At 59.6% G+C, this 25752-nt stretch carries 24 protein-coding genes; 17 read left to right on the forward strand and 7 right to left on the reverse strand.

Features of this window, described 5'->3' with window-relative positions; translation table 11 throughout:
- Positions 1-13: 13 nt before the first annotated feature.
- Positions 14-931 (reverse strand): alpha/beta fold hydrolase, encoded by a 918-nt coding sequence (locus tag AAIL66_RS12365; RefSeq protein ID WP_343496861.1) that lies wholly within the window; start codon positions 929-931, stop codon positions 14-16.
- A 44-nt stretch (positions 932-975) separates the two neighbouring features.
- On the reverse strand, positions 976-1746 hold the full coding sequence (gene yihA, locus AAIL66_RS12370) for a ribosome biogenesis GTP-binding protein YihA/YsxC (protein WP_034409060.1): 771 nt from the start codon (positions 1744-1746) through the stop codon (positions 976-978).
- Between the two features lie 77 nt (positions 1747-1823).
- Here yihA and AAIL66_RS12375 point away from each other — a divergent pair, with 77 nt between their 5' ends.
- From AAIL66_RS12375 to AAIL66_RS12395, 5 genes are all read left to right on the forward strand, one after another.
- The gene (locus tag AAIL66_RS12375) at positions 1824-2447 is read left to right on the forward strand and encodes a c-type cytochrome (protein WP_034357400.1); all 624 of its coding nucleotides are present in this window, start codon (positions 1824-1826) and stop codon (positions 2445-2447) included.
- 130 nt (positions 2448-2577) lie between these two features.
- The gene (locus tag AAIL66_RS12380; RefSeq protein ID WP_034390597.1) at positions 2578-4758 is read left to right on the forward strand and encodes a cytochrome c biogenesis protein ResB; all 2181 of its coding nucleotides are present in this window, start codon (positions 2578-2580) and stop codon (positions 4756-4758) included.
- Positions 4755-6089: a c-type cytochrome biogenesis protein CcsB gene (gene ccsB, locus AAIL66_RS12385; RefSeq protein WP_003058739.1), complete on the forward strand. Its 1335-nt coding sequence runs from the start codon at positions 4755-4757 to the stop codon at positions 6087-6089. The genes AAIL66_RS12380 and ccsB overlap by 4 nt, the downstream gene beginning before the upstream one ends.
- Before the next feature lie 194 nt (positions 6090-6283).
- Complete coding sequence (msrP, locus tag AAIL66_RS12390) at positions 6284-7276, forward strand: protein-methionine-sulfoxide reductase catalytic subunit MsrP (RefSeq protein WP_343496862.1); 993 nt, start codon at positions 6284-6286, stop codon at positions 7274-7276.
- The gene (locus AAIL66_RS12395) at positions 7276-7908 is read left to right on the forward strand and encodes a protein-methionine-sulfoxide reductase heme-binding subunit MsrQ (protein ID WP_012837034.1); all 633 of its coding nucleotides are present in this window, start codon (positions 7276-7278) and stop codon (positions 7906-7908) included. The genes msrP and AAIL66_RS12395 overlap by 1 nt, the downstream gene beginning before the upstream one ends.
- Here AAIL66_RS12395 and AAIL66_RS12400 read toward each other — a convergent pair.
- Positions 7872-8699 carry an MBL fold metallo-hydrolase gene (locus AAIL66_RS12400; RefSeq protein ID WP_059439788.1) on the reverse strand — a complete coding sequence of 276 codons (828 nt, stop codon included), beginning with the start codon at positions 8697-8699 and terminating at the stop codon, positions 7872-7874. The genes AAIL66_RS12395 and AAIL66_RS12400 overlap by 37 nt on opposite strands.
- Positions 8700-8773: 74 nt before the next feature.
- Entirely contained in the window at positions 8774-9022 is a 249-nt protein-coding gene (locus AAIL66_RS12405) for a lipoprotein (RefSeq protein WP_034357410.1), read from the reverse strand.
- Between the two features lie 12 nt (positions 9023-9034).
- Here AAIL66_RS12405 and cyaY point away from each other — a divergent pair, with 12 nt between their 5' ends.
- Positions 9035-9376 carry an iron donor protein CyaY gene (cyaY, locus tag AAIL66_RS12410; protein WP_003061987.1) on the forward strand — a complete coding sequence of 114 codons (342 nt, stop codon included), beginning with the start codon at positions 9035-9037 and terminating at the stop codon, positions 9374-9376.
- Positions 9377-9442: 66 nt separating this feature from the next.
- Here the strand turns inward: cyaY and AAIL66_RS12415 are convergent, their stop codons facing one another.
- Positions 9443-11773, reverse strand: coding sequence for a penicillin-binding protein 1A (locus AAIL66_RS12415; RefSeq protein ID WP_343496863.1), 2331 nt, complete (start codon positions 11771-11773; stop codon positions 9443-9445).
- Positions 11774-12125: 352 nt separating this feature from the next.
- Between AAIL66_RS12415 and AAIL66_RS12420 the strand changes: the two genes are divergently transcribed.
- From AAIL66_RS12420 to AAIL66_RS12465, 10 genes are all read left to right on the forward strand, one after another.
- Positions 12126-13205 (forward strand): pilus assembly protein PilM, encoded by a 1080-nt coding sequence (locus AAIL66_RS12420; protein WP_003061991.1) that lies wholly within the window; start codon positions 12126-12128, stop codon positions 13203-13205.
- On the forward strand, positions 13202-13813 hold the full coding sequence (locus AAIL66_RS12425; protein ID WP_012837038.1) for a PilN domain-containing protein: 612 nt from the start codon (positions 13202-13204) through the stop codon (positions 13811-13813). Before AAIL66_RS12420 ends, AAIL66_RS12425 begins: the two co-directional genes overlap by 4 nt.
- On the forward strand, positions 13813-14487 hold the full coding sequence (locus tag AAIL66_RS12430; protein ID WP_034381535.1) for a type 4a pilus biogenesis protein PilO: 675 nt from the start codon (positions 13813-13815) through the stop codon (positions 14485-14487). Before AAIL66_RS12425 ends, AAIL66_RS12430 begins: the two co-directional genes overlap by 1 nt.
- Positions 14484-15035 carry a pilus assembly protein PilP gene (locus tag AAIL66_RS12435; RefSeq protein ID WP_034357416.1) on the forward strand — a complete coding sequence of 184 codons (552 nt, stop codon included), beginning with the start codon at positions 14484-14486 and terminating at the stop codon, positions 15033-15035. Before AAIL66_RS12430 ends, AAIL66_RS12435 begins: the two co-directional genes overlap by 4 nt.
- On the forward strand, positions 15032-17146 hold the full coding sequence (locus AAIL66_RS12440) for a type IV pilus secretin PilQ (RefSeq protein ID WP_343496864.1): 2115 nt from the start codon (positions 15032-15034) through the stop codon (positions 17144-17146). Before AAIL66_RS12435 ends, AAIL66_RS12440 begins: the two co-directional genes overlap by 4 nt.
- Positions 17147-17260: 114 nt before the next feature.
- Entirely contained in the window at positions 17261-17797 is a 537-nt protein-coding gene (locus AAIL66_RS12445; RefSeq protein ID WP_034381543.1) for a shikimate kinase, read from the forward strand.
- Between the two features lie 64 nt (positions 17798-17861).
- A complete protein-coding gene (aroB, locus tag AAIL66_RS12450) occupies positions 17862-18959 on the forward strand; it encodes a 3-dehydroquinate synthase (protein WP_034357420.1) in 1098 nt (365 codons plus the stop codon).
- Positions 18960-19043: 84 nt separating this feature from the next.
- On the forward strand, positions 19044-20222 hold the full coding sequence (locus AAIL66_RS12455) for a deoxyguanosinetriphosphate triphosphohydrolase (RefSeq protein ID WP_034357421.1): 1179 nt from the start codon (positions 19044-19046) through the stop codon (positions 20220-20222).
- Positions 20223-20377: 155 nt separating this feature from the next.
- On the forward strand, positions 20378-20995 hold the full coding sequence (locus AAIL66_RS12460; RefSeq protein ID WP_003062011.1) for a DUF1415 domain-containing protein: 618 nt from the start codon (positions 20378-20380) through the stop codon (positions 20993-20995).
- A complete protein-coding gene (locus tag AAIL66_RS12465) occupies positions 20995-21900 on the forward strand; it encodes an SAM-dependent methyltransferase (protein WP_343496865.1) in 906 nt (301 codons plus the stop codon). The genes AAIL66_RS12460 and AAIL66_RS12465 overlap by 1 nt, the downstream gene beginning before the upstream one ends.
- Positions 21901-21945: 45 nt before the next feature.
- Here the strand turns inward: AAIL66_RS12465 and pgi are convergent, their stop codons facing one another.
- Entirely contained in the window at positions 21946-23550 is a 1605-nt protein-coding gene (gene pgi / locus AAIL66_RS12470; RefSeq protein ID WP_343496866.1) for a glucose-6-phosphate isomerase, read from the reverse strand.
- A 12-nt stretch (positions 23551-23562) separates the two neighbouring features.
- The gene (gene tal, locus AAIL66_RS12475) at positions 23563-24528 is read right to left on the reverse strand and encodes a transaldolase (RefSeq protein ID WP_034409255.1); all 966 of its coding nucleotides are present in this window, start codon (positions 24526-24528) and stop codon (positions 23563-23565) included.
- Positions 24529-24772: 244 nt separating this feature from the next.
- Between tal and AAIL66_RS12480 the strand changes: the two genes are divergently transcribed.
- Positions 24773-25618, forward strand: a complete 846-nt coding sequence (locus AAIL66_RS12480) for an SIS domain-containing protein (protein ID WP_003058703.1) — start codon at positions 24773-24775, stop codon at positions 25616-25618.
- Positions 25619-25752: the final 134 nt, after the last annotated feature.

A 25752-nucleotide genomic window follows, 5' to 3' on the forward strand; every position in this document is an offset into this window, starting at 1 on the left:
AGAGGCTTCCTTTTCAGGAGCGAGCTGGCGCTGAAAGAAACTCCGCCAGAGCGCGCTGCACGGCCTCCGGCCTCTCGTGGACCACCCAGTGGCTGCAGCCCCGGAGATGCTCTAGCTCCAGCTGCGGCACCCATTGCTCCAGCCCATGCAGCAGGGCGGGCTGCAGTGCCAGGTCACTATCGCCCCAGAGAATGCGCACCGGCACAGGGATGTGCAGCATTTCATCGGGCAGGCTGAGCTCGCGAATGTCCTGCAGCTCATCGGCGCTGCCGCCGGGTCGGGGGGGCACCAGCGGGCTGGCAGCGTAGAACATGCAGGCGCCGTGCACGCCCAGATCCCAATGCTCGCGGTATTGCTGCTGACGCTCGGGCGTCAACCATGCGGGCATGCTGCCGTCGGGGTTCTGAAAGAATCCCAGCATGCGCTGCCAGCCGTTTTCGGCCAGCAGCTCGGGGGCGTCGGGCCGGCGCAGAAAATGCATGTACTGGCTGGCGGACTGCTGCACAGGGTTGGACTGAAGTTCGCGCAAGAAGCTGCCGGGATGCGGGGAGTTGAGTATGAGCAGCCGCTCAAGCTGCTGGGGGTAGCGGTTGGCCAGACCCCAGGCCACGGCACCGCCCCAATCATGGGCAATCACGCAGGCAGCGCGCTTGTCACGACTCTCCAGCGCAATCAGGGCGGCAAGATCCTCCACCAGATATTTGGCACGGTAGTCACTGATGGCCGTGGGCTGGCTGGAGCGGCCATAGCCGCGCAGATTGGGCGCCACGCAGCGGTAGCGGTTGCCGAATTGCTCAAGCAGCCCATCCCAGATGAAGGCTCCTTCGGGAAAGCCGTGCAGAAACAGCAACAGGGGCTGACCCGGCTCGCCGCTGGTGCGGCATTCCAGTTCAATCCCTGTGGACAGGGTATGCATGCAAGTCATGACCATGAAGCTCTCCTTTTTGTAGCTCCTGGCGCTTACAAGATAAGCGCCTATGGCTGATTTTGCGCAGGTGTCTCGTCTGCGGGCGTCGCTTGGGTGACGGGAGCCGCCTGGGGCATTCCCGCCTGGGGCAAACCTGCCTGGGACAACCCCTCGGGGTGGCACCAGTGCCACAGCAACTGGGCCACATCGTCCACGCCCTGCTTTTTGAGGGCAGAGAACAGACGCACCTCGCCACCGCCCGCATTGAGCTTGGTGATGGACAGGATCTTGGCCTGCTCGGCGCGGGTCAGCTTGTCGGCCTTGGTCAGCACGATGAGGAACTTCAGGCCTTGCTCCACGCGTGGGCGGATGGCATCCAGCAGGGCTTCGTCGAGTTCGGTCAGGCCCAGGCGCGGGTCGCACAGCAGCACCACGGCGGAGAGGCTTTCGCGGCTCATCAGATAGTTGAGCATGACGCGCTGCCAGCGCTCCTTGTCGGTGCGGGAGACGGCAGCGTAGCCATAGCCGGGCAGGTCGGCCAGCACGGCGTCGGTCACGCCCTGCTTGCCCAGCGCAAACAGGTTGATGTGCTGGGTACGGCCGGGCTTCTTGGAAGCGAAAGCCAGCTGCTTTTGCTGGGTCAGCGTATTGATGGCGGTGGACTTGCCGGCGTTGGAGCGGCCAACGAAGGCAATCTCGGGAACGTCGACCTTGGGCAGCTGGTTGAGCTGGGCCGCGGTCGTGAAAAAGCGCGCGGTGTGCATCCAGCCCATCGCAAGCTTGCTGTCGATCAAAGAAAGTGTTTTTCCGGCAGTGGTATCCGGGGAAGCATGGGTCATGACGGTAACTATTTCAGGGAGGCCCATTGTAGAATTTGACGGATTCGCGCTCTCAACAATAGACCCAGCCCCTTGATATGAAGTTGCTTGCCTCTTTGCTGACTGCTGCCATTTTCGCAGCACCTGCCTTCCCCGCATTTTCGGCGGGAGAAACACCTGTGAAGGCGGATGCTGCCAAAGGGCAAGCCAGTTATGGGGCGGTTTGCGCCGCCTGTCACGCCGCAGACGGCAATTCCACCATTCCCCTGCAGCCCAAGCTGGCAGGCCAGCACCCCGAGTATCTGGTCAAGCAGCTGCGCGAGTTCAAGGATGGCAAGCGCAACGACCCGGTGATGAAGGGCTTCGCTGCCACGCTCAGCGATGGCGATATGCAGAACATTGCGGCCTGGCTGCATACCCAGGCACCCAAGAACGGCTTCTCCAAGGACAAGGACTCCATCGCCCTGGGTGAACGCATTTACCGCGGTGGCATTCAGGAGCGCCAGATTGCCGCCTGCGCGAGCTGCCACAGTCCCAACGGCTCCGGCATTCCGGCCCAGTACCCGCGTCTGTCGGGTCAGCATGCGGAATACACCGTGAAGTCGTTGACGGACTTCCGCGACGGCAAGCGCAGCAATAGCATTCCCATGGCCCAGGTTGCTGCCAAGCTTAATGATCGCGAAATCAAGGCCGTGGCAGACTATATAGCTGGCTTGCGTTAAAAATCCTTTTCATCAGATGCGCGGGTGACTCCGGGAACTTTCAGGCATCTGGCACCCCCCAAGTCAGGCGGGCCCATCGGCTAGTTCAGCAGATGGCCCGCCTTTTTGCGTTCGGCTCTATCTCATCCTCATGTCAGACCTTCCACTTCGCGATCGTGACTCCTCTCGCTCACAGGCAGTGCGCGCGACTCTGGAGTTGCTGGCCTCCATGCGCTTTGCGATTTCACTGCTCACAGTGATCTGCATCGCATCGGTCATCGGCACGGTGCTCAAGCAACATGAACCGCTGGTCAACTATGTCAACCAGTTCGGTCCCTTCTGGGCGCAGCTGTTTCTGGCGCTGAAGCTCAATGCGGTCTACAGCGCCTGGTGGTTTCTGCTGATTCTGGCCTTCCTGGTCATCAGCACCTCGTTGTGCGTGAGCCGCCATGCTCCCAAATATCTGGCCGACATCCGCAACTACAAGGAGAACCTCCGCGAGCAAAGCCTCAAGGCCTTCCACCATCGCGCCGAGGCGGATGTGGCTGGCAGCACCGAAGAGGCGGCCAAGCGCATCGGCCAGCAACTGGTGTCTGGCGGCTGGAAGGTCAAGATGCAGCAGCGCGATACGGCGGCCGGGCCCGGTACCGGCTGGATGCTGGCAGCCAAGGCCGGTGCGGCCAACAAGCTGGGCTATATCGCCGCTCATTGCGCGATCGTGCTGATCTGCATTGGCGGGCTGTTTGACGGCGATCTCATCGTGCGGGCCCAGATGCTACTGGGCGGCAAAACGCCTTATACCGGCGGCGGCATGATCTCGGACGTGGCGCCCGAGCATCGTCTGTCGATCAAGAACCCGACCTTCCGCGGCAACCTCATGGTGTCCGAAGGCACGCAGTCCGGTACTGCGATCCTGAATCAATCGGATGGCATCTTGCTGCAAGATCTGCCATTTTCGGTGGAACTCAAGAAATTCATCGTGGAGTACTACTCCACCGGCATGCCCAAGCTGTTTGCCAGCGATATAGTGATTCATGACCGCGCCACCGGCGAGAAGCTGGAAAAGCGCGTGGAAGTGAACCATCCGGCCAGCTACAAGGGCATAGAGATCTACCAGAGCAGCTTCGATGACGGCGGCTCCAGCGTCAAGCTGCATGCCGTGCCCATGGACGGCGTCTCCCAGCCTTTCGACGTGGAGGGCGTGATCGGCAACTCCACCGAGTTCGTGCGCAAGCTGGCCGATGGCCAGCAGGACAAGGTGACGCTGGAGTACACGGCGCTGCGCACCATCAATGTGGAGAACTTCGGCGGCCAGGACAAGGGCGGTGCCGGCACCGATGTGCGCAAGGTCGATCTGAAGCAGGCTATCGACGAGCGTCTGGGCGCTGCCCACAAGACCACGGACAAAAAGGATTTGCGCAATATCGGCCCCAGCGTGGGCTACAAGCTGCGCGATGCCTCGGGTCAGGCGCGCGAGTTCCAGAACTATATGCTGCCCGTTGACACGGGCGAGGGCCAGCCTGTCTTCCTGCTTGGCGTGCGTGAGAATCAGGCCGACCAGATGCGCTATCTGCGCGTGCCTGCCGATCCTGAGGGCACGATGAACACCTTCATGCAGCTGCGCCAGGCCATGCAGAACAAGGCCCAGGCCGAGAAGGCGGCGCGCGCCTATGTGCAGCGGGCGGTCGATGTCTCCAAACCCGAGCTGGCCGAGCCGCTGACGCAGTCCGCTCTCAAGGCGCTGGAGCTGTTTGCCGGTCAGGACGTCAAGCTCAAGGCTCCCGACGGCCGTCAGCTCGGTGGCCTGCAGGCGATATCGGACTTCATGGACAGCAATGTGCCCGAGGCCGAGCGCGAGCGCGCCGGCGAGGTGCTGGTGCGGATTCTCAACGGCGTGCTGTTCGAGCTGGCTCAGCAGGTGCGCCAGCAGGCGGGGCTCAAGCCTTTCGAGAACGACGAGAAGACCCAGGCCTTCATGACGCAATCGGTGTTCTCGCTCAGCGACGCGCAGTTCTATCCGGCACCCGTTGTCTTCATGCTGCAGGACTTCAAGCAGGTCCAGGCAAGCGTGTTTCAGGTGGCGCGTGCCCCTGGTAAAAACATTGTTTACCTGGGTTGCCTCTTCCTGATCATCGGCGTTTTTGCCATGCTGTACGTGCGTGACCGCCGCATCTGGATCTGGCTGACCCCTGCGAATGATGGCAGCCATGCGAACATGGCCTTGTCCACCAACCGCAAGACCATGGATGGCGACCGCGAGTTCGTCATGCTGGCCGACAAGCTGATCGGGGCCAAGCCCTTACAAAAGAAGACTCCCGGAGGTTCTGTATGAACACCGCAACCACGACATTGACTCTGAACGAAGGCTATTTCGCCCGCCGCAACTGGTTTGACTGGTTGTTCGCGGTCGTGGTGGCCGTGGGCCTGGGCTATGCGCTGCAGCGCTACGCCGCCTATATGGATGTGTATGAGAAGGGTATTTTGCTGGCGACCATCCCGGCCATGATCTGGATGGGCTGGTTCTGGCGCCCGCTGGCGGTGCTGATGCTGACCGTGGCCGGCTTCTCGCTGATGGCCATCGGTCTGTACCAGGGAGGAGATGGCGGCGAACTGGCACGGTCGGAGACTGTCTTCGGCCTGAAGTACTTCCTCTCCAGCCAGTCCGCCATCCTGTGGATGAGCATGGTGTTCTTCATCAGCACGGCGTTCTACTGGATAGGCGTGTTTGCCAAGGGCGAGCGCTCGGTCATGTCGCTGCTGGGCTCGCGCCTGGCCTGGCTGGCTGTCGCCATGGCGTTGATCGGCACCATGGTGCGCTGGTACGAGAGCTATCTGCTGGGCCCGGACATCGGCCATATCCCCGTCAGCAATCTCTATGAAGTGTTCGTCATGTTCTGCTGGATGACGGCCATCTTCTATCTGTACTACGAGCAGCATTACGACACGCGTGCCCTGGGCGGCTTTGTGATGCTGGTGGTCAGCGCGGCCGTGGGCTTTCTGCTCTGGTACACGCTGGTGCGCCAGGCCCATGAGATTCAGCCTCTGGTGCCGGCTCTCAAGAGCTGGTGGATGAAGCTGCATGTGCCCGCCAACTTCATAGGCTACGGCACGTTTGCGCTGTCTGCCATGGTGGCGTTTGCCTATCTGATCAAGCAGCAGGCCACCGAGACCAAGTGGTACAAGCTTGCGCCGCTGTGGCTGCTGGGCGTGGTGCTGTGCTTCGAGCCCATCGTCTTTCGCAAGGGCGCGACCGAGAACGGCGGCAGCTACTGGATGGTGTACTTCGGCATCTCGGCCCTGATCGTGGCCGGCATCCTGCTCTCGCGCAAGCGCATTGCGGCCCGTCTGCCCTCGTTCGAGATTCTGGACGACGTGATGTACAAGGCCATCGCCGTGGGCTTTGCCTTCTTCACCATCGCCACCGTGCTCGGCGCTCTGTGGGCGGCCGAGGCCTGGGGCGGCTACTGGAGCTGGGACCCCAAGGAAACCTGGGCGCTGATCGTCTGGCTCAACTATGCGGCCTGGCTGCATATGCGCCTGATGAAGGGTCTTCGCGGCACGGTGTCTGCCTGGTGGGCGCTGGCGGGTCTGGCCGTCACCACCTTTGCCTTCCTGGGCGTGAACATGTTCCTGTCGGGCCTGCACAGCTACGGCGAGCTGTAGGCCGCGTAACAAGCACTCCAAAAAACAGGAGCTGCTTGCGCTGATTGAATAAGGATTTCAGATGGAAAATACTCTGAATCCCTTGATCATCAAGCGCAAGCAGCTCCTTTTTTATTAAGCACTTCGGGGGAACTTTGCTGACGCAGAGGGCTTCCAAATCGCACTACTCTTGATTGTCGTTTGGGAGCATTCCTATGCTGATTCGTCACAGCAACCAAGGCTTCGAGCATCCACTGGGCAGCGAGATCACGCCTCAGACCCAATACCTGCAGCGCCGGGACTTTCTGCAGACCCTGGTCATGGGGGCGGCGGGCGCCACCTTGGCCGGCTGGGCCGGCCGCGATGCGCTGGCTGCGGCCGATCGCGTGCATCTACCCGCCCTGAAGGGCGTGGCCAGCAAGGTGGCCGGCGCCATGACCGTGGAGGCGACCACCAGCTACCAGGACGTGACCAGCTACAACAACTACTACGAGTTCGGGCTCGACAAGGACGAGCCCGCACGCAATGCACACACGCTCAAGACCCGGCCCTGGACGGTGCGCATAGAAGGCCTGGTGCAGAAGCCACAGACCCTGGACATCGAAAGCCTGCTCAAGCTCGCGTCCATGGAAGAGCGCATCTACCGCCTGCGCTGCGTGGAGGGCTGGTCCATGGTCATCCCCTGGGTGGGCTACTCGTTGTCCGAACTGCTCAAGAAAGTGCAGCCGCTCTCCGGCGCCAGGTATGTGGAGTTCGTCACCCTGGCCGACAAGGCCCAGATGCCCGGGCTCAGAAGCGGCGTGCTGGACTGGCCCTATACCGAAGGCTTGCGGCTGGATGAGGCCATGCACCCGCTGACGCTGCTGGCCTTCGGCATGTATGGCGAGGTACTGCCCAATCAGAATGGTGCGCCGCTGCGCCTGGTCGTGCCCTGGAAGTATGGTTTCAAGAGCGCCAAGTCGCTGGTGGCGATCCGCCTGACCGACAAGGAGCCAGGCACCGCCTGGAACAAGGCGGCACGCAACGAGTACGGCTTTTATTCGAATGTGAATCCCGAGGTCGACCACCCGCGCTGGAGCCAGGCCACCGAGCGGCGCATCGGTGAGGGCGGGCTGTTTGCCAAGCGCCGCAAGACTCTGCTGTTCAACGGCTATGGCGATCAGGTGGCGTCGCTGTATGCGGGCATGGACCTGAAGAAGTTCTACTGATGCAGGCCTGGTTGCTCAAGCCCTGGGCCAAGCCACTGGTCTTCATGCTGTGCCTGCTGCCTTGTGCATGGCTGTTCTATGCGGCGTTCACCGACGGGCTGGGGGCCAATCCGGCCGAAGCCCTGCTGCGCAGCACGGGCGACTGGACCCTGCGTTTTCTCTGCATCGTGCTGGCGGTGACGCCGCTGCGCCAGATCAGCGGCTGGAATCTGCTGGTGCGTTACCGGCGCATGCTGGGCCTGTATGTGTTCTTCTACGCCTGTCTGCACCTGCTTTGCTATGCCTGGTTCGACATGGGGCTGGACTGGGGCGATATCGTGGCCGATATTCCCAAGCGCCCGTTCATCTTGGTGGGTTTCAGCACCTGGCTGCTGCTGCTGGTGCTGGCCGTCACCTCGCCAAAGTTCATGCTCAGGGCTCTGGGCGGCAAGCGCTGGCAATGGCTGCACCGAGCAGTCTATGTGGCGGTGCCGCTGGCCTTGCTGCATTTTTTCTGGATGCGCGCCGGCAAGAACAATTTTGGCGAGGTGGCCGTCTATGCAGCCATTCTCGGTAGCTTGCTCGGCTGGCGAGTGCTGCGTGCACTCAGAAGCAATCAACCTGCCACGGCGCGCAGCGGTGGACGTACCTGACGCGAGATCGGGTCGATCTCTGCCGAAGGAAGCTGGTAAGCGCGCTGGTCGAACAGGTCGATTCCGCATTGCAGGCCTTCGAGCCAGTTGAACAGGTCGCCAATCGCCTGTTTGCCCATGATGGGAGCGCCATGCTGGGGAACAATCATGTCTATGGGCAACTGCCGTGCCATCTGCACCCATAGTCTCAAAATCTTGTTGGAGACCATGTAGCGGCGGTGAAAGCCTTCCATGCGTGCAATATGCGGGGCGAGGTCGGTGACGGGCTTCTGCGCTTCTGCGCCGGTGGTCAGAGAGACGCCCAGGTCGCCCGTGAACAGAATCTTGCTGATGGGGTCGTAGAAGTGGAAGTTGCCCTCGGCATGGAGAAAATGCGCGGGCAGCAGCACCAGCTCGCTGTGGCCCAGAGGCAGGCGTCCGCCCGAGTCAGGTACGCCAATGACGCGGTTTTCCGTTTTGCCCACCTTGGTGAAGTGCGGTGCAAAGCGCTCCCAGATGCGCGAGATGACCAGTTGTGCGCGCGTGCTGCTCATCCAGCGATCCAGCGAGGCGATGATGTCCGGGTCGGCATGTGAGGCAATCAGATAGGCGAGCTTTTGCGGCGGGAAATGCCGCGACATGCCCATGAACAGCTCGTTGAAAGCCAGGTTGCCACCGGGATCAATGATGGCGCCCGTGCCGTTGTCCACGATCAGGAACTGGTTGGCCTGAATCGCCTGACCGTCCTCCTCGATGAGGTCGGTGAACATCAGACAGACGTGGTTTTTGTCGCGATAGAGCTCAATGGACATGGCAGTTTGTCAAAGGACAAGATGCCATCACTCTAGAGAGTAAGTCCGGGCGCCATGTTGATGTGCATCAAGCCTCAGGGCTTGGCATCGGTCTGGGGAATCTCGTTGGCCTCTATCGGCGTGGCTTTCGTTGCAGGTGTTGCTGCGCTGGAAGGCTTGGTGGAAATGCCCAGCGTTTCGGGCAGCGTGGCGCGACCCTGCGCCGCAGGATCTGTAGGCAGATAGAGCGGGCCTTTTTGCCCGCAGGCGGAAAGTGCTGCCAGGGACGCCGCACAAGCCGCAAGGGCAATGCTCCTGACTAAAATTTGGTTGGCTTTCAACATGGGCAAATTGTAATGACTGACCTCGAATATCTGGATCGCGCCGACCAACTTCTGCTGGCTGTGGAGCAATGCTGTGATCGCATCAATGACGAAACCGATGCGGACCTTGATGCCCAGCGTGTGGGCGGCATGGTGACTTTGGTGTTTGCCAATCGCAGCCAGATTGTCATCAACCAGCAAAAACCCCTGCATGAAATCTGGCTGGCGGCCAAGGCAGGCGGCTTTCACTATCGCTTTGACGAAGACAAGAAAGTCTGGCTGGACACCAAGGGTGCTGGCGAGTTCTTTGCCAATCTGACGCAATATGCAAGCGAGCAGTCGGGCATGGCTCTGGAGTTCAAGGCCCTGGCCTGAACATTCAGGGTGCTGGAATAAAAAAGCCTGCCTCGATGAGAGGCAGGCTTTTTGTTGTTGGAGGGCTTAGTTTCTGAACAGGTCCAGAATGCGGCTGCGCTCTTCTGCGGCAGGCGGTTGGGTGGCACCCGGGCCTGCGTTGCCAGGATCGGAGGCGCCTTCCATGCCGAGGCTGGAGACGCCGCCGTTGCGGGCGTTTTCTTCGTAATACCAGTCGCCGCCCATATTGACCACGCCGGGCGGGGTTTGCACTTCGGCCACCGGCACTCCCTTGAGTGCGTGCTGCATGAAATTGATCCAGATGGGCAGGCTCAGGCCGCCACCTGTTTCGCGCGAACCCAGGTTGCGCGGGGTGTCGTAGCCAATCCAGGAGACAGCGGCAATGCTGGGCTGGTAGCCGGCAAACCAGGCGTCCACCGAGTCATTGGTGGTGCCGGTCTTGCCATACAGGTCGGGGCGCTTGAGTGTGGCCTGGGCACGTGCAGCCGTGCCCACGCGTGCCACATCATTGAGCAGGGTGCCGGTGAGGAAGGCATTGCGCTCGGGGATGGCCTGGGGCAGCTCCTTCACCGCTGGTGGGGTGAACTCGGAGAGGATGCGACCCTTGTGGTCTGTCACTCGGGCAATCAGCCAGGGGTTGATGCGATGGCCGCCGTTGGCAAACACCGAATAGGCTCCCGCCATCTGCAGCGGAGTGACGGAACCGGCGCCCAAAGCCATGGTCAGGTAGGCGGGCTGCTTGGCGGCTTCAAAGCCGAAGCGCGTCGCCCATTCCTGCCCGGCCTTGGGGCCGATGGCCTGCAGCAACCGGATGGAGATCATGTTCTTGGACTTGTTCAAGCCCGTGCGCATGGTCATGGGACCGTCGTAGCGGCCGTCGTAGTTCTTGGGCTCCCAGGGCTGACCACCGGTGGTTGCCGCACTGAAGAAGATCGGTGCGTCATTGATCATGGTGGAGGGCGAGAAGCCGTGCTCGAGCGCCGCCGAGTAGATGAATGGCTTGAAGCTGGAGCCGGGCTGGCGCCAGGCCTGGGTCACGTGGTTGAACTTGTTCTTTTCGAAGTCGAAGCCACCGATCAGCGCGCGGATGGCGCCGGTTTGCGTGGACATGGCCACAAAAGCGCCTTCGACTTCGGGCAGCTGGGTGATTTCCCAGGCACCCTTGGCGTTCTTGATGGCGCGGATCACGGCACCGGGGCGGATCTTGATATTGGGCGGTGCCTTGGGGCTGAGACCAGATTCGGCGGGCTTGAGGTTGTCGCCCGTTATCTCGAAATGGGTACCGTCCGCACGGGCCGCGACAATTTTGCGCGGCGAGGCTTCCAGCACCACGGCTGCAACCACATCGCCGTTGTCGGGATGGTTGGCCAGGGCATCGTCGATGGCGTCTTCCAGCTCCTGAGCGTTGACTGGCAGAGTGATGAACTTCTCGGGGCCGCGGTACTTCTGGCGGCGTTCGTAGTTCATGATGCCTTCGCGCAAAGCCTTGTAGGCAGCCTCCTGTTCACCGGCATTGAGAGTGGTGTAGACGTTCAGGCCGCGGGTATAGGCGTCGCTTCCGTATTGGGCAAAGATCAGTTGACGGGCCATTTCAGCCACGTACTCTGCATGTACACGGGTCGAATTGGCGGCAGTACGCAGCTTGAGCGGCTCTTCGCGGGCCTGCCTGGCCTGCTCTGCGGTGATGAAACCGTTTTCCTCCATGCGCTCGATGATGTAGAGCTGGCGGATGCGGGCGCGCTTGGGGTTGCTGATCGGGTTGTAGGCCGATGGAGCCTTGGGCAGGCCGGCCAGCATGGCGGCTTCGGCCACCGTGATGTCCTTGAGCGGATGGCCGAAATAGGCTTCACAGGCTGCTGCAAAGCCATAGGCACGGTTGCCAAGGAAAATCTGGTTCATGTAGATCTCGAGGATCTGCTCCTTGGTGAGCAAGTGCTCAAGCTTGAAGGTCAGCAGGATTTCGTAGATCTTGCGGGTATAGGTCTTCTCGGAAGAGAGGTAGACATTGCGTGCAACCTGCATGGTGATTGTGGAGGCGCCCTGGCTCTTGACCTTGCCCAGGTTGGCCAGCGCAGCACGCAGCATGCCCTTGTAGTCCACGCCGCCATGCTCGAAGAAGCGGGTGTCTTCGATGGCCAGCACGGCATCCGTCATGACCTTGGGGATCTCGTTGATGGGCGTCAGGGTGCGACGTTCCTCCCCAAACTCTCCCAGCAGAGCGCCTTCGCTGGAGTAGACCCGCAGCGGTAGCTTGGGGCGGTAGTCTGCAAGTTCGGAGACGTCTGGAAGATTGGGGTAAGCCATGGCCAGCGCCACGGCCACGGCCAGCAAAACGGCCAGGGCAGCGGCGACGGCAATTCCGATCAGCCAGAAAATGGAGCGCGGCAGCCAGTGCATGCGTTTTTTGGGAGTTTGAGATCCAGGCGCAGGTGCCTGGTGAGCAGAATGTTCTGATGGCGGCATTTCGCAGTATTGGCAAGGGGTAGGACATTATAGAAATGCCGCCCGGAAAAGCATCGTGGCGGCCGGGGTGGGGCCGCGCTTTGATTGAATCCTAAATCACAGGGTAAGCACCAGTATGCGCAAGGGCTGAGGTTCTTGTGGTTTGACGTTACACAAGTTTGTCTTTTTTTGACCACGAAATACGGTGAAAAGCGCTGCAGCAAAGCATGTGCTGCTATAGCTTGCTGCTAGGATTCCGGGGTATTGCTGGCTTTTGTTTCCATTCTTACAAACTTGGGGGGGCATGTTGATTGCTCTGAGTTCTTTATTCAGCCGTCAGCCTGCACCTTTGCTTGGCATTGATGTCAGCTCCTCCAGCGTGAAGCTGGTCGAACTGGCCAAAAGCAAATCCGGCGAGTGGCAACTGGAGCGTTGTGCGATTGAGCCTCTTGAAAAAGGCTGGATCACCGACGGCAATATTGAGAAATTTGATGAGGTGGCGGAGGCCGTGCGCCGGCTGGTCAAGAAAAGCGGAACGCGTACAAAGCAAGTGGCCATGGCGTTGCCAGCTGCTGCTGTGATTACCAAGAAGATCACCTTGCCAGCCGGCTTGACCGAGCTGGAAATGGAAGTTCAGGTCGAGTCCGAAGCCAATCAATACATTCCGTTCTCGCTCGATGAGGTGAGCCTGGATTTCTGTGTCATAGGCCCGTCGCTGGTGTCGCCTGGCGATGTGGATGTGCTGATTGCTGCATCGCGCAAGGAAAAAGTGCAGGACCGCCAGGGCCTGGCCGAGGCTGCCGGTCTCAAGCCCATGGTGATCGATATCGAGCCCTACGCCGCCCGAATGGCGGCAACGCGTCTGGTGTCGCGTTTGCCCAATGCCGGGCGTGACGCTGTCGTGGCGCTATTCGAGGTGGGAGCGATGACTACCAGCATGCAGGTGCTTCGCAATGACGAGGTCCTGTATGAGCGTGATCAGGCCTTTGGCGGTGCACAGCTTACCCAGTTGATTGCACGCCAGTACGGCTTTTCTCCGGAAGAGGCGGAGGCCAAGAAGCGCAGCGGCGAATTGCCGGACGACTACGCGGCTGGTGTGCTCAAGCCCTTCGTGCAAAGCCTGACCCAGGAAGTGGCGCGAGCGTTGCAGTTCTTCTTCACGAGTACTCCCTACAACCGCGTCGATCATGTGTTGCTGGCAGGTGGATCGTCGTCCTTGCCGGGGCTGGTGGATGCCGTCAGCCAGCAGACTGGATGTGCCTGCAGTCTTGCCAATCCCTTCGAAGGCATGGAAATTGGCAGCGGCGTGCGTCTGAAGAAGATGGCGCGTGAAGCGCCGTCCTATCTGACCTCTTGCGGTTTGGCCATGCGGAGGTTTCAAGAGTGATACTGATTAACCTTTTGCCGCACCGCGAGGCGGCCAAGAAGCGCCGTAAAGAGGCGTTTCAGGTCAATATGGTGCTGGGCGCATTGGGTGGACTGCTGATCGCAGCACTGATTTACTGGTACTTCCAGATGATGATCGAGGGCCAGCAGAACAAGAACAATCTGCTGCGCTCCGAAATCAAGGTCCTGGAAACACAGATCAAGGAAATCGAGGGGCTCGAGGCCGAAATCACCGCTCTGCGTGCACGGCAGAAGGCGGTGGAGGATCTGCAGTCCGACCGTAACCTGCCGGTGTACATGCTCAATGAGCTGGTCAAGCAACTGCCGGACGGTGTCTACATCAGCAGCATCAAGCAAGAAGGCCTGTCGGTGACCATGCAGGGAACTGCACAGTCGAATGAACGTATTTCCGAGATGCTGCGCAATCTTACGGATGGCTCGCCCTGGTTCTCCAAGCCGGAGCTGATGGAAATTGTAGCCAAGACGGTTGATGTGACTGCCAAGGATAAGCGCCGTGCAGCTGCATTCACATTGCGCTTCAATCTGACCAGGGCCAGCGATGCGGAGAAGAATCTGCTTGCTGCAAGCTCTTCTGTGAAGGCGCAGTGATGGCAAAAAAGAAGAAATCTCTGGACATCGATTTCGCTGCGCTGCAAGAGAGAATTCAGCGCCAATTCCGGAATCTGGATCCCAATGACCCTTCGGTCTGGCCAGCCTTGCCCAAGGCACTGCTGTATGTTGCCGTTGCAGTCGCTGTCGCAGCCTTGCTGTGGTTCGTCGTTCTGAAGGATTACGAAGCAGAGCTCGACGCCGAGCGTGCGACCGAGGTGACTCTGCGCGAAGACTATTCCAGGAAAATGGTCAAGGCAGTGAGCCTGGAGGGCTTGAAGAAGCAGCGCGAGCAGGTGCAGCAGTATGTGACGCAGCTGGAAAAGCAACTGCCCAGCAAGGCGGAGATGGCAGCTCTGCTTTCCGATATCAACCAGGCCGGCTTGGGACGTAGCCTGCAGTTTGAAGTATTCCGCCCTGGCGCCATGGTGACCAAGGAGTACTACGCCGAGCTGCCAATCACCCTGAAGGTGACGGGGCGCTATCACGACATCGGTGCTTTTGCCTCGGATATCGCTTTCCTGTCCCGTATCGTGACCTTGAACAATCTGTCCATCGCCCCGGGCGGCAAGGACACGGATGTGCTGTCCATGGATGCCACGGCACGGACGTTCCGATATCTGGATGCGGACGAAGTCAAGGCGCAGCGTGACGCGGCCAAGGGGAAGAAATGAGCAGAGCATTCTTGAGCCCTGTCTGGCTGGTCCTGATGAGCAGTGCTTTGCTGGCGGGTTGCACCTCCTCCGAGGAGGAGCAACTGCGTGAGTGGATGGCCCAGGAGCGTGCCAATGCCAAGCCTCGCGTGACTCCTCTGGAGGAGCCCAAGCCTTTCAAGCCCCAGGCCTATACAGGGGCTGATGGCATGGATCCCTTCAATCCGCTCAAGCTGATCCAGGTGCTGCGCAAGGAGTCTGCGCAATCCAACATCAGCACGGCGTTGCTCACGCCAGAGCTGAGTCGCCGCAAGGAGCCGCTGGAGGCCGAGCCGCTGGACACCATGACCATGGTGGGCAGTCTCGACAAAAAGAACGTGCCCACGGCCTTGGTCAAAGTCGGCGGCCTGCTCTATCAGGTACGTGTCGGCAACTATCTGGGGCAGAACTACGGAAAGATCACCAAGATTACGGAAAACTCCATCCAGCTAAGAGAAATTGTCCAGGATGGCGGTGGTGACTGGATTGAAAGAACAAGCACTTTGGAGTTGCAGGAGGTCGGCAAATGATGGGTATTAATCGCAGCACTATGGCGAAGGCCCGTTGGGGTCTGACCCTGAGCGGCCTTTTGCTTGCTTCGGCAGCTTGGGCGCAAGCCCGCATTGAGGCTGTTACAGGCGCTTTGCAGTCTGGCTCCGAGGTCGTCCGTGTCGAGCTGTCCGAACCGCTGGCTGCAGACCCGACCGGATTCGTGGTTCAGTCTCCGGCGCGTATCGCTCTGGATTTTCCGGGTGTGAGCAATGGCTCGGGCAAGTCGTTGCTTGAATTCAATCAGGGCAATCTGCGTTCGGCAAATCTGGTGGAAGCATCGGGTCGCTCACGCCTGGTATTGAATCTGAAGACGGCTACGACCTATCGCTTGCAGCGCCAGGGAAAATCTTTGCTGATCTTGCTTGATCCCGCAGGTGCCGCGACAACCGCTGCAGCTGCGGCTCCTGTCATGGCTCCGGTGTTCGAGAACAAGACGGCAGCCTCTGATGCAGCTCCGATTCGCGGTATAGACTTTCGCCGTGGTAGCGATGGCTCCGGCCGGGTTGTAGTCAGCCTTGGCAGCAGCCAGGTGGGGGTGGATCTGCGGCAGGAGGGCAAGGGCCTGACGGTGGACTTCCTGCGTACAGCCCTGCCTGAAAATTTGCGCAAGAAGCTGGATGTGGGGGATTTCGGTACGCCTGTGCAAACGATATCGACCACTCAGCAAGGCGATCGTGTTCGGATGCGCATTGACCCTGTGGGTGATTGGGAGCACAGCGCATACCAGAGCGACAATCAGTTCGTGGTGGAAGTGCGCCAGAAAAAGGTCGACACCAGCAAGTTGACGCAAGGCCCGGGCTACAGCGGCGAAAAGCTGTCGCTCAATTTCCAGAATATTGAAGTGCGCTCTTTGCTGCAGGTCATCGCGGACTTCACCAACTTCAATATCGTCACCTCGGATACGGTGACAGGTGCCTTGACTCTGCGTCTGAAGGATGTGCCTTGGGACCAGGCTCTTCAGATCATCATGGATGCCAAGGGGCTGGGCATGCGCAAGTCCGGCTCCGTGCTCTGGATCGCTCCCAAGGACGAGATTGACGCGCGTACCAAGCGTGACTACGAAGCGGCCATGGAAATCCAGAAGCTGGAGCCTTTGCGCACGCAAGGCTTCCAGCTCAACTATGCAAAGGCGGCGGACATCCTGCAGCAGATCACGACTTCGACAGGCGGCGGTGGTGCAGGCGGTACAGGGTCCAGCACGCGCTTTCTGTCATCGCGCGGCTCCGCTATTTCCGAGCCACGCACCAATCAGCTGTTTGTGACGGATACGCCGACCAAGCTGGAAGAAATGAAGGCTTTGCTGGCAACGCTGGATGTGCCGGTGCGCCAGGTCATGATTGAGGCCCGCATTGTGGAGGCACGCGATACCTTTGGCCGTTCGCTGGGGGTGAAGTTTGGCGGAGGGGCTGTTGGCAGCAATGCCTCCATGACATCGTCTCAGTTCCTGCCTGACAGCGGATCAGGATCAAGCTCCAAGTTCCCCAGTGGCAATTTCGTCAACTTGCCAGCCAGTGTTTCGGGAATCAACACTGTGGGCCAGGTCGCATTCTCTGTCTTCAATAGCTCGATGACGCGTTTCCTGTCCCTGGAGCTGTCTGCTTTGGAAGCAGAAGGTGATGGCAAGATCATCTCCAACCCCCGTCTGGTGACGGCAGACCAGAACAAGGCATTGATCGAGCAAGGCACGGAATACCCATACTCCGTGACTGCGCCGAATGGCGCCACGACCATCTCGTTCAAGAAGGCCGTGCTGAAGCTGGAAGTGACTCCGCAAATTACCCCTGAAGGCGACATCATTCTGGATCTGGATGTGAACAAGGACAGCCGCGGTGAGACCACGACTCAGGGCGTCGCCATTGATACCAAGCATGTCAAGACCCAGGTGTTGGTCGAGAATGGCGGCACGGTCGTGATTGGCGGTATCTTTGAACTGGAGGAAACCAACCAGCTCAACAAGGTACCGCTGTTCGGAGATCTGCCTGTGTTGGGGCATTTGTTCCGTAGCAACACCAAGGCTTCGAGCAAGCGTGAAATGCTGGTTTTCATCACTCCCAAGATGCTGAGCCAGGCGCGCAGCACCAGCAAATAACTGTTATCAGTTTTTACATAGGGCCCGCACGAGTTGATGCGGGCCTTTTCATTTGTAATATCTGCGGGCTGCGAGAATCATGGGCTGGCCAGATTGGCGGATGACGGTAACGCGATGACTGTTCTAAAGAAATTTCATATTGCCCTTGTGGGTTTGCCAGGCTCCGGCAAATCCACCATCGGACGCTATTTGGCCAAGCGTTGGTCTATGCCTTTTGTGGATGTGGACGTGGCCATCGAAGAGCATATCGGCTGCACGATTCGCGATTTTTTTGCCAAGGAAGGCGAGTCCAGATTCAGGGATGTAGAGCAGGAGGTGCTGGCAGCGCTGCTGGCGCGACCTGAGAAAACGGTGGTTGCCACAGGTGGCGGTGCCGTGCTGAAGGCTGAAAACCGGCAGGAGCTGGCCGAGCATGCACAGGTGGTCTATCTGAGTGCATCACCGCATGAGATTGCCAAGCGCCTGCAGCGGGATACTCAGCGTCCCTTGTTGCAAGTGGACAATCCTTTGCAGCGCTTGCTGGATTTGCATGCCATCAGAGATCCGCTCTACAAGGAGGTTGCGGATTTTGTGGTGGCGGGCAGCGGCCTGTCCGCCACGCAGGTGGCCCAGCGAGTGGCCATGCAGATTGAACTCGGTCAGCATTCCTGATTGCGCTGAAAAGCTTGTTGGTCAATACACTGCGTGTGGTTCCTGCTATGTATTTTGAGAGAGGTTGAACGTGGAAACGGTGCATATTGATCTGGGAGAGCGCAGCTATCCCATCGTGATTGCAGAGGGCTTGCTGGCCCAGAGCTCCACTTGGCAGGCATTGCCCAAGGCGGCGGCGGCTCTGGTCGTGACGAATGATGTCGTGGCCCCGCTTTATCTGTCTGCGCTCAAGCAGGCCTTGAGCGGCCAATACGCCCAGGTTCACGAGGTGGTGTTGCCCGATGGCGAAGCGCATAAAGACTGGCAGACTCTGAACCTGATTTTTGATGCCCTGCTGCAGCATGGTTGCGACCGCAAGACGGTGCTGTTTGCACTGGGCGGCGGTGTTGTGGGGGATATGACGGGCTTTGCTGCCGCCAGCTATATGCGTGGCGTGCCTTTTGTGCAGGTGCCGACCACGCTGCTGTCCCAGGTCGATTCCTCGGTGGGGGGCAAGACTGCCATCAACCACCCGCTGGGCAAGAACATGATTGGGGCCTTCTACCAGCCGCAGCTGGTGCTCTGCGATCTTGCTACGCTGGATACCCTGCCAGAGCGCGAGTTGAGCGCAGGTCTGGGGGAAATCATCAAATACGGCCCTATTGCCGATATGCAGTTCTTCGACTGGCTTGAGCAGAACATGGATGGCCTGCTGCGCCGCGATCGCGACATGCTCGCCCATGCCGTCAAGCGAAGTGTGGAGATCAAGGCCTGGGTCGTGGGGCAGGACGAGAAGGAAGCGGGTCTGCGCGCGATTCTCAATTTTGGCCATACCTTCGGTCATGCGATCGAGGCCGGCATGGGCTACGGCAACTGGCTGCACGGTGAAGGTGTGGCGGCAGGCATGGTGATGGCGGCGGAGCTGTCCCAACGTCTTGGCCTGGTGGAGGCGAGCTTTGTCTCGCGTCTGCGCAAGCTGATTGAGCGAGCGGGCTTGCCGGTGCGCGCAGCGGTCATCGATGCCCAGGACAATGCTGGTCGCTATCTGGAACTGATGCGGGTCGACAAGAAATCCGAAGCCGGTGAAATCCGCTTTGTGCTGATCGATGGTCCCGGCAAGGCGGTGATGAGGTCGGCACCCGATGCGCTGGTGCGTGAAGTGATCGACAGTTGCTGCGCTTGATGGATGGCGCTATGTGAGCAGACCCTGGGGGAAGCGAGCCCATAGCTGTTAGAGTCATTGCATCGAGTTGTTGAGGCGATTTGCATGACCGCTCTGGCTTCCTACGCCTGCCATCCCCAGCAAAGCCGCGGGCGTCGCTTTGCTGAGCCCCCGGCTCCCACGCGCAGCGACTTTCAGCGCGATCGGGATCGCATTGTTCACTCCTCGGCCTTCAGGCGACTGGTTTACAAGACCCAGGTCTTTGTGAATCATGAGGGCGATCTGTTCCGAACCCGGCTCACGCATTCTCTGGAAGTGGCGCAGCTGGGGCGCTCCATCGCGCGTTCTTTGCGGCTGGATGAAGACCTGGTTGAAGCCATCTGTCTGGCGCATGATCTGGGGCACACACCTTTTGGACATGCGGGGCAAGACGCGCTCAATGAGTGCATGAAGCCTCATGGCGGTTTTGAGCACAATCTGCAAAGTCTGCGTGTAGTGGACAGGTTGGAGGAACGTTATCCTGCCTTTGACGGTCTGAACCTGACTTTTGAAACGCGCGAGGGAATTCTCAAGCATTGCTCGCTCAGCAATGCGCAATTGCTGAATGCACGTGAGCCCGGCGGCGTGGCTCAGCGTTTTCTGGATGGCACTCAGCCTTCTCTGGAGGCACAGCTATGCAATCTGGCGGATGCGATTGCCTATAACGCCCACGATGTGGACGACGGCGTTCGATCGGGTCTGATCACCATGGCCCAGCTGCGTGAAGCCGTGCCTTTGTTTGCCCGCTATTACGCCTCGACATTGGCGGATTGGCCCGATCTGGCTCTGCCGGATGCTCAGCGCAAGCTGCTCTATGAGAGCATTCGACGCATGCTCAGTGACCAGGTCTATGACGTCATCCATCACTCACAGGCCGGTATTGAACAGGCGGCTGTGCGCTCGGTGCAGGAGGTTCGTCAGCATGATCGGACGCTGATCGGTTTCAGCGAAGAGATGAAAGCGCAGTCCCTGGTGCTAAAGCAGTTCTTGTTCAGGCAGCTCTATCGGCACCCTCAAGTCATGCAGACCATGAACAGTGCCCAGCAAGTTGTGAAAGAGCTGTTTGCCGCTTATATGGTGGAGCCTGAACGCATGAAGCCGCGCTTTGTTCAGCGTGCCCATATCGTCACTACCCTGCATGAACGTGCGCGAGTGGTGGCAGACTTTATTGCGGGTATGACGGATCGTTATGCAGCGCGCGAACATGAGCGCATCACCGGGCTTAGGCTGCTGGGCGAGGCCTGAAGGAAGCTCGCCAACGGTCTTGCTGCCAGTGGCGAGCATGGCACAGGCCGGATCGCTAAAATAGCGGTTCTGTGTATCTAGAGCCGGAATATTTCCCGCCCAGTGCGCATTCTTTGGGGGCGATGGCCCCCGTTTGCATTTTGGAGGGCCCTGTCATGACCGAAACTTCAACCATCGCCGATCAGGCTTTCCCGCCGGAGCTTGTGATTGCGGATACCGTGCGCTGGCTGGAAAAGGCCGTGATAGGTCTCAACCTATGCCCTTTCGCCAAAGGCGTGCATGTCAAGGCTCAGATCCACTATGCCGTCAGCGATGCGACCGATGCAGAGGCGGTTGCCGAGGCCCTGCATCGCGAGCTTGAAGCCCTGGCCGAAGCCAACGCAGAAAAACGCGACACCACACTGCTGATACTGCCTCATGCCCTGCAGGATTTTCTGGACTTCAATGACTTTCTTGAAGTGGCGGATGCCATGATCGAGGAGCTGGATCTGGGTGGTATTTTGCAGGTCGCCTCGTTTCATCCTCAATTTCAGTTTGAGGGCACGGATGTGGACGACGTTACCAACTGCACCAATCGTGCTCCCTATCCCATATTGCACTTGCTGCGCGAAGACAGCATCGACAAGGCTGTGGAGGTGTTTCCGGAAGCCGAAACGATATACGAGCGCAATATGGAAACGCTGGAAAAGATCGGCATCGAAGGCTGGCTGGACCTGGATGTCGGGGCCCGCTGCCCCGTGACCGGCCATGGTCAGACGAAGGCAGAGAAGTGATGGGCAAGACTGATAAAAAGCAGAGCCTGCAAAAGCCCGCCAAAGCAGGGGCACTTGATATCGCCGAGCAACTGGGGCTCAAGCCCGGCCAGAGCCTTGAGCTGCTTAAGGCTCTGCATATTCTGACGCGCGAGGGAAAGCTCAATCAGGATTCGCGCCGCAAGCTCAAGCAGGTCTATCACCTCTATCAGTTCATCGAGCCTTTGCTTGCCGAGCTGTCCAAGGATGGGCATGCCGTGACACTGGCTGACCATGGTGCGGGCAAGTCTTATCTGGGGTTCATTCTTTACGACCTGTATTTCAAGGCCTTGGCTCAGGGCCGGATTTTCGGTATCGAGACGCGGGCGCCGCTGGTCGAGGCATCTCAGAAGCTGGCGGCTGAACTTGGCTTCGAGCGCATGGAGTTTCTCAATATGTCGGTGGCCGAGTCCACGCGAGCAGACTTCATGCCTTCGCAGTTTGACGTGGTCACGGCCTTGCACGCCTGCGATACGGCGACCGATGATGCGATAGCCTTCGGGCTGGAAAAGCAGGCCAAGGCCATGGTGCTGGTGCCTTGCTGCCAGGCCGAGGTGGCTGCATGCCTGCGCCAGACCAAGGCCATGAGTCTGGCGCGCACTCCGCTGGCCGAGTTGTGGCGTCACCCGATCCACACTCGCGAGATGGGCAGTCAGATTACCAATGTGCTGCGCTGTCTGTATCTGGAGGCTTGCGGCTACCAGGTCACGGTCACCGAGCTGGTGGGCTGGGAGCACAGCATGAAAAACGAATTGATTGTGGCCCGTTATACGGGACAGAAAAAGCGCAGTGCGGCGCAACGCTTGCGTCAGCTGCTCGCCGAGTTTGGACTGGAAGGTCTGGCTGGCGTGCGCTATCCCCATTTGCAGCAAACCAGCGCGATCTGAGCAGGCTTGAAGCATGAGCTCTGTCGGGCCCGCTGCTTGTGATGCTCAGTGACTTTCCATCAGGCGTTTCATCAGCTCCTGCGTTGACGCGTCCACTCCTTCCCAGTCATTGTGGTTCTGGCGGGCATGCAGCTGCTTTGCCAGCTTCTTGCCCAGTTCCACACCCCACTGGTCGAAGCTGTTGATGTCCCAGATGGCGCCAGAGACAAAAATGCGATGTTCATACAGCGCAATCAGGGCGCCAAGAGAGGCGGGGTCCAGGCTTTCAAGCATCAGGAAACTGCTGGGGCGATTGCCGGGGCAGTCTTTTTCCAGACCTTCGCCGCAGCGCCCTACCATCAGCGCCTGGGCCTGGGCAATCGCGTTGACTACCAGGCTTTGATGGTGCTCGCCCAGGTATTTGCCCCCGTCGCGCAGGGCAATGAATTCGACCGGTATGACATCCGGCCCCTGGTGCAGCATCTGGAAAAAAGCATGCTGCCCATTGGTGCCGGGCTCGCCCCAGATCACCGGTGCCGTGGGTGCTGTGAGCCGAACGCCATTCTTGTTGATGCTTTTGCCATTGCTTTCCATCTCCAGTTGCTGCAGATAGGCCGTCAGGCGGCGCAGTCCATGGCTGTATGGGGCGATGCAGCGGCTGGAAAACTGGCAGAAATTGCGATACCAGATGTCCAGCAGTCCCAGGCGCACCGGGAGATTGCTCTTCATGGGCGCAGTGAAAAAGTGGGCGTCCATCGCGTGTGCGCCGCCCAGTAGCGCCCTGAATTGCGCCGAGCCTATGGCGATGGCGATAGGCAAGCCGATGGCGGACCACAGCGAAAAGCGTCCGCCTACCCAATCCCAGAAACCCAGAGTGCGCTGTATGCCGAACTCTGCAGCCGCCTGTGTATTGGTGGTGAGGGCCACGAAGTGTCGGTCGATCGAGCATGGGGCCTGCGGATCTTCGCTGCCGCCATGATCGAGAAACCACTGCCTGGCCGAGCGAGCATTCAGCATGGTCTCGGCCGTGGTGAAGGATTTCGAGGCAATCAGGAACAGCGTGCTTTCCGGTTTGACCCGGCGCAGCACATGTCCCAGTTCATGGCCGTCCACGTTGGATACAAAGTGAAAGTTCTTGTCCTGGTCTATCCAGTCCTCAAGGGCATTGACCACGACTTCCGGACCCAGGTGCGAGCCGCCGATGCCGATATTGACGATATCGGTGATCTGTTGGCTGCCCCTGATCTGATCGGCCAGGGCGAGCATTCGATCCTGCGTGTCGTGAACTTCACGCAGCGCCGAATGCATGTCCTGGGACCAGGACCGAAGGACGGGGGACTGGGCGAGCTGCCCGCCGTTTGCAGGAGTGCGCAGCAGCCAGTGCATCGCGCTGCGCTGCTCGCTGGTATTGATGGCTGCGCCGGCCAGCATGGCGTCGCGCTTGCTCGAGAGCTGGCTCTCGACGGCAAGCTGCCTCAGCAAGGCCTCGGTCTCGCCAGTCCATAGGTTCTTCGACAGATCAGCGAAGACATGTGGCGCCTGCATGCTCAGGGCGTCAAGACGTTGCGGGTCTTGTGCAAAAGCCTGGCGCAAATCCAGATGCTGGATCTGCGCCCGGTAATGGGTTTGCAAAGCCTGCCAGGCAGGCAGCTCGTGACAAAGAGGCGTCAAAGGAAATTTCCGTCAATCTGCAGCCGCTTGCTGCATCAATGCTTCCAGCTTCAGGGTGTCTGCGGTAAAGGCGCGAATGCCTTCGGCCAGCTTTTCGGTGGCCATGGCATCTTCGTTCAGCGCAAAGCGAAACGAGGCCTGGTCATACAGAACGCGCTCCTGCGGCTGGGCTCTGGCCTTGTCCGGGTCCAGGGCGCGGGTCAAAGGCATGGCGTCGTCCTGCTGTGCGCGGAGCTGGGCCAGCAGCTCAGGTGCAATGGTAAGCAGATCGCAGCCCGCCAGAGCCAGAATCTGGCCGGTATTACGAAAGCTTGCACCCATGACCTCGGTGGAAACATCGAAGTGCTTGTAATAGTCGTAGATTTTCTGTACGGAGCGCACGCCCGGATCATTGGCGCCGGCCATGGCGGCTTCATCCCATTGCGCGCCGGCCTGCTTTTTGTACCAGTCGTAGATGCGGCCCACAAAGGGCGAGATCAGTTGGACCTTGGCCTGGCCGCAGGCAACGGCCTGGCAGAAGGAGAACAGCAGCGTCAGATTGGTGTGAATGCCGCGCTGCTCGAGAATGCGGGCCGCTTCAATCCCTTCCCAGGTGGCGGCGATCTTGATGAGCACGCGCTCGGTGTGGATGCCTGCGGCCTGATACAGCTCGATCAGTCGCTCGGCGCGCGTGACCGTGGCCACGGTGTCGAAAGACAGGCGGGCATCGACCTCGGTAGAGACACGACCGGGTATGGTGTTCAGAATCTCGCAGCCGAAGCGCACCAGCGTTCGGTCCATGATTTCGTCCAGCCCCCGGTCTTTGAATTGCGCCACGGTGGCGCGCATCAGCGGCGCATATTCGGTCTTTTGAACCGCTTTGAGAATCAGGGATGGATTGGTGGTGGCATCTTGCGGTTGAAACTGCGCCAATTGATGAAAATCACCGGTGTCCGCGACCACGGTCGTGAATTGCTTGAGCGCCTCCAACTGATTCATGTCCATCCTTTGCTGTGTTTCAAACTAACCAGCAAGTGTAGAGCGTGAATCCCAGATTGAAAACGAGGCTGCCGCCACTCTGTTTGATGATGTATCAAGGCAAACCCTGCTGAATATTTGCGCTTGCCTATTTATTTGCGGAAATATTCAAGTTTTGCTGCCATTTTGCGAGGCATGAGGCGCTTCGGTCTTATGCTCGCCTTTTGCTGCACTCATTCATTGCCTCCACCTCATCTGCGCCAATATGCTTGATCGGATTACTGCCTCCCTTCCGTCCCTGGCGCCTGCAGAGCAGCGTGTTGCACGCTTGGTACTGGCCGATCCGCGGGCCTTCGCGCATCTGCCGGTGCGAGAGCTGGCAGTGCGGGCACATGTCAGCAAACCCACGGTGGTGCGCTTTTGCCGCAGCATGGGTTATGACGGCCTGGCGGACTTCAAGCTCAAGCTCGCGGGCAGCGTCAGCGAAGGCGTGCCCTTCATCCATCGCAGTGTGGACAGCGATGACAAGACCAGCGATGTCATGGTCAAGGTGGTGGACAACGCGGTTGCCGCTTTTCTGCAGTACCGCAATGCGGCCAGCACGGCGGCCATAGAGCAGGCTGCGCAGGCGATTGCAGCGACCTGGCAGACCGGCAAGCGCATCGAGTTTTACGGCGCCGGGAACTCGGGCATCGTGGCGCTGGATGCCCAGCACAAGTTTTTCCGCCTCGGTGTGACCAGTCTGGCCACCAGCGATGGCCATATGCAGGTCATGAGCGCCACCTTGCTGGGGCCGGGGGACTGCGTGGTCATCATCTCGAACTCCGGCCGCACGCGAGATCTGATGGATGCGGCGGATATCGCCCGCAAGAACGGAGCCACCACCATCGCCATCACGGCCAGCGGCTCGCCTCTGGCCTCGGCTTGCCAGGTGCATCTGGCTGCCGATCATCCCGAAGGCTACGACCGCTACAGTCCCATGGTCTCGCGGCTGCTGCACCTGCTCATCATCGACGTGCTGGCGACCTGTGTGGCTTTGCGCATCGGGCCGGCACTGCAGCCGGCGCTGGAGCAGATGAAGAACAATCTGCGCGCCAAGCGCTATACCTGAGGGCCAGCAAAGGCGCGGCCTGTGCGCGTCGAGATGGCAAGCAAGAGGGCTCTCTTATTGAGAGCTTCTGTCGCCTTTCCATAAATGGTTTCAAGCATAAAACACATTGAAATCATTCTGGGAAAGGCGCTTTA

This window comes from Comamonas sp. F1-6, from assembly GCF_039581415.1.
GTDB lineage: Bacteria > Pseudomonadota > Gammaproteobacteria > Burkholderiales > Burkholderiaceae_C > Comamonas > Comamonas thiooxydans.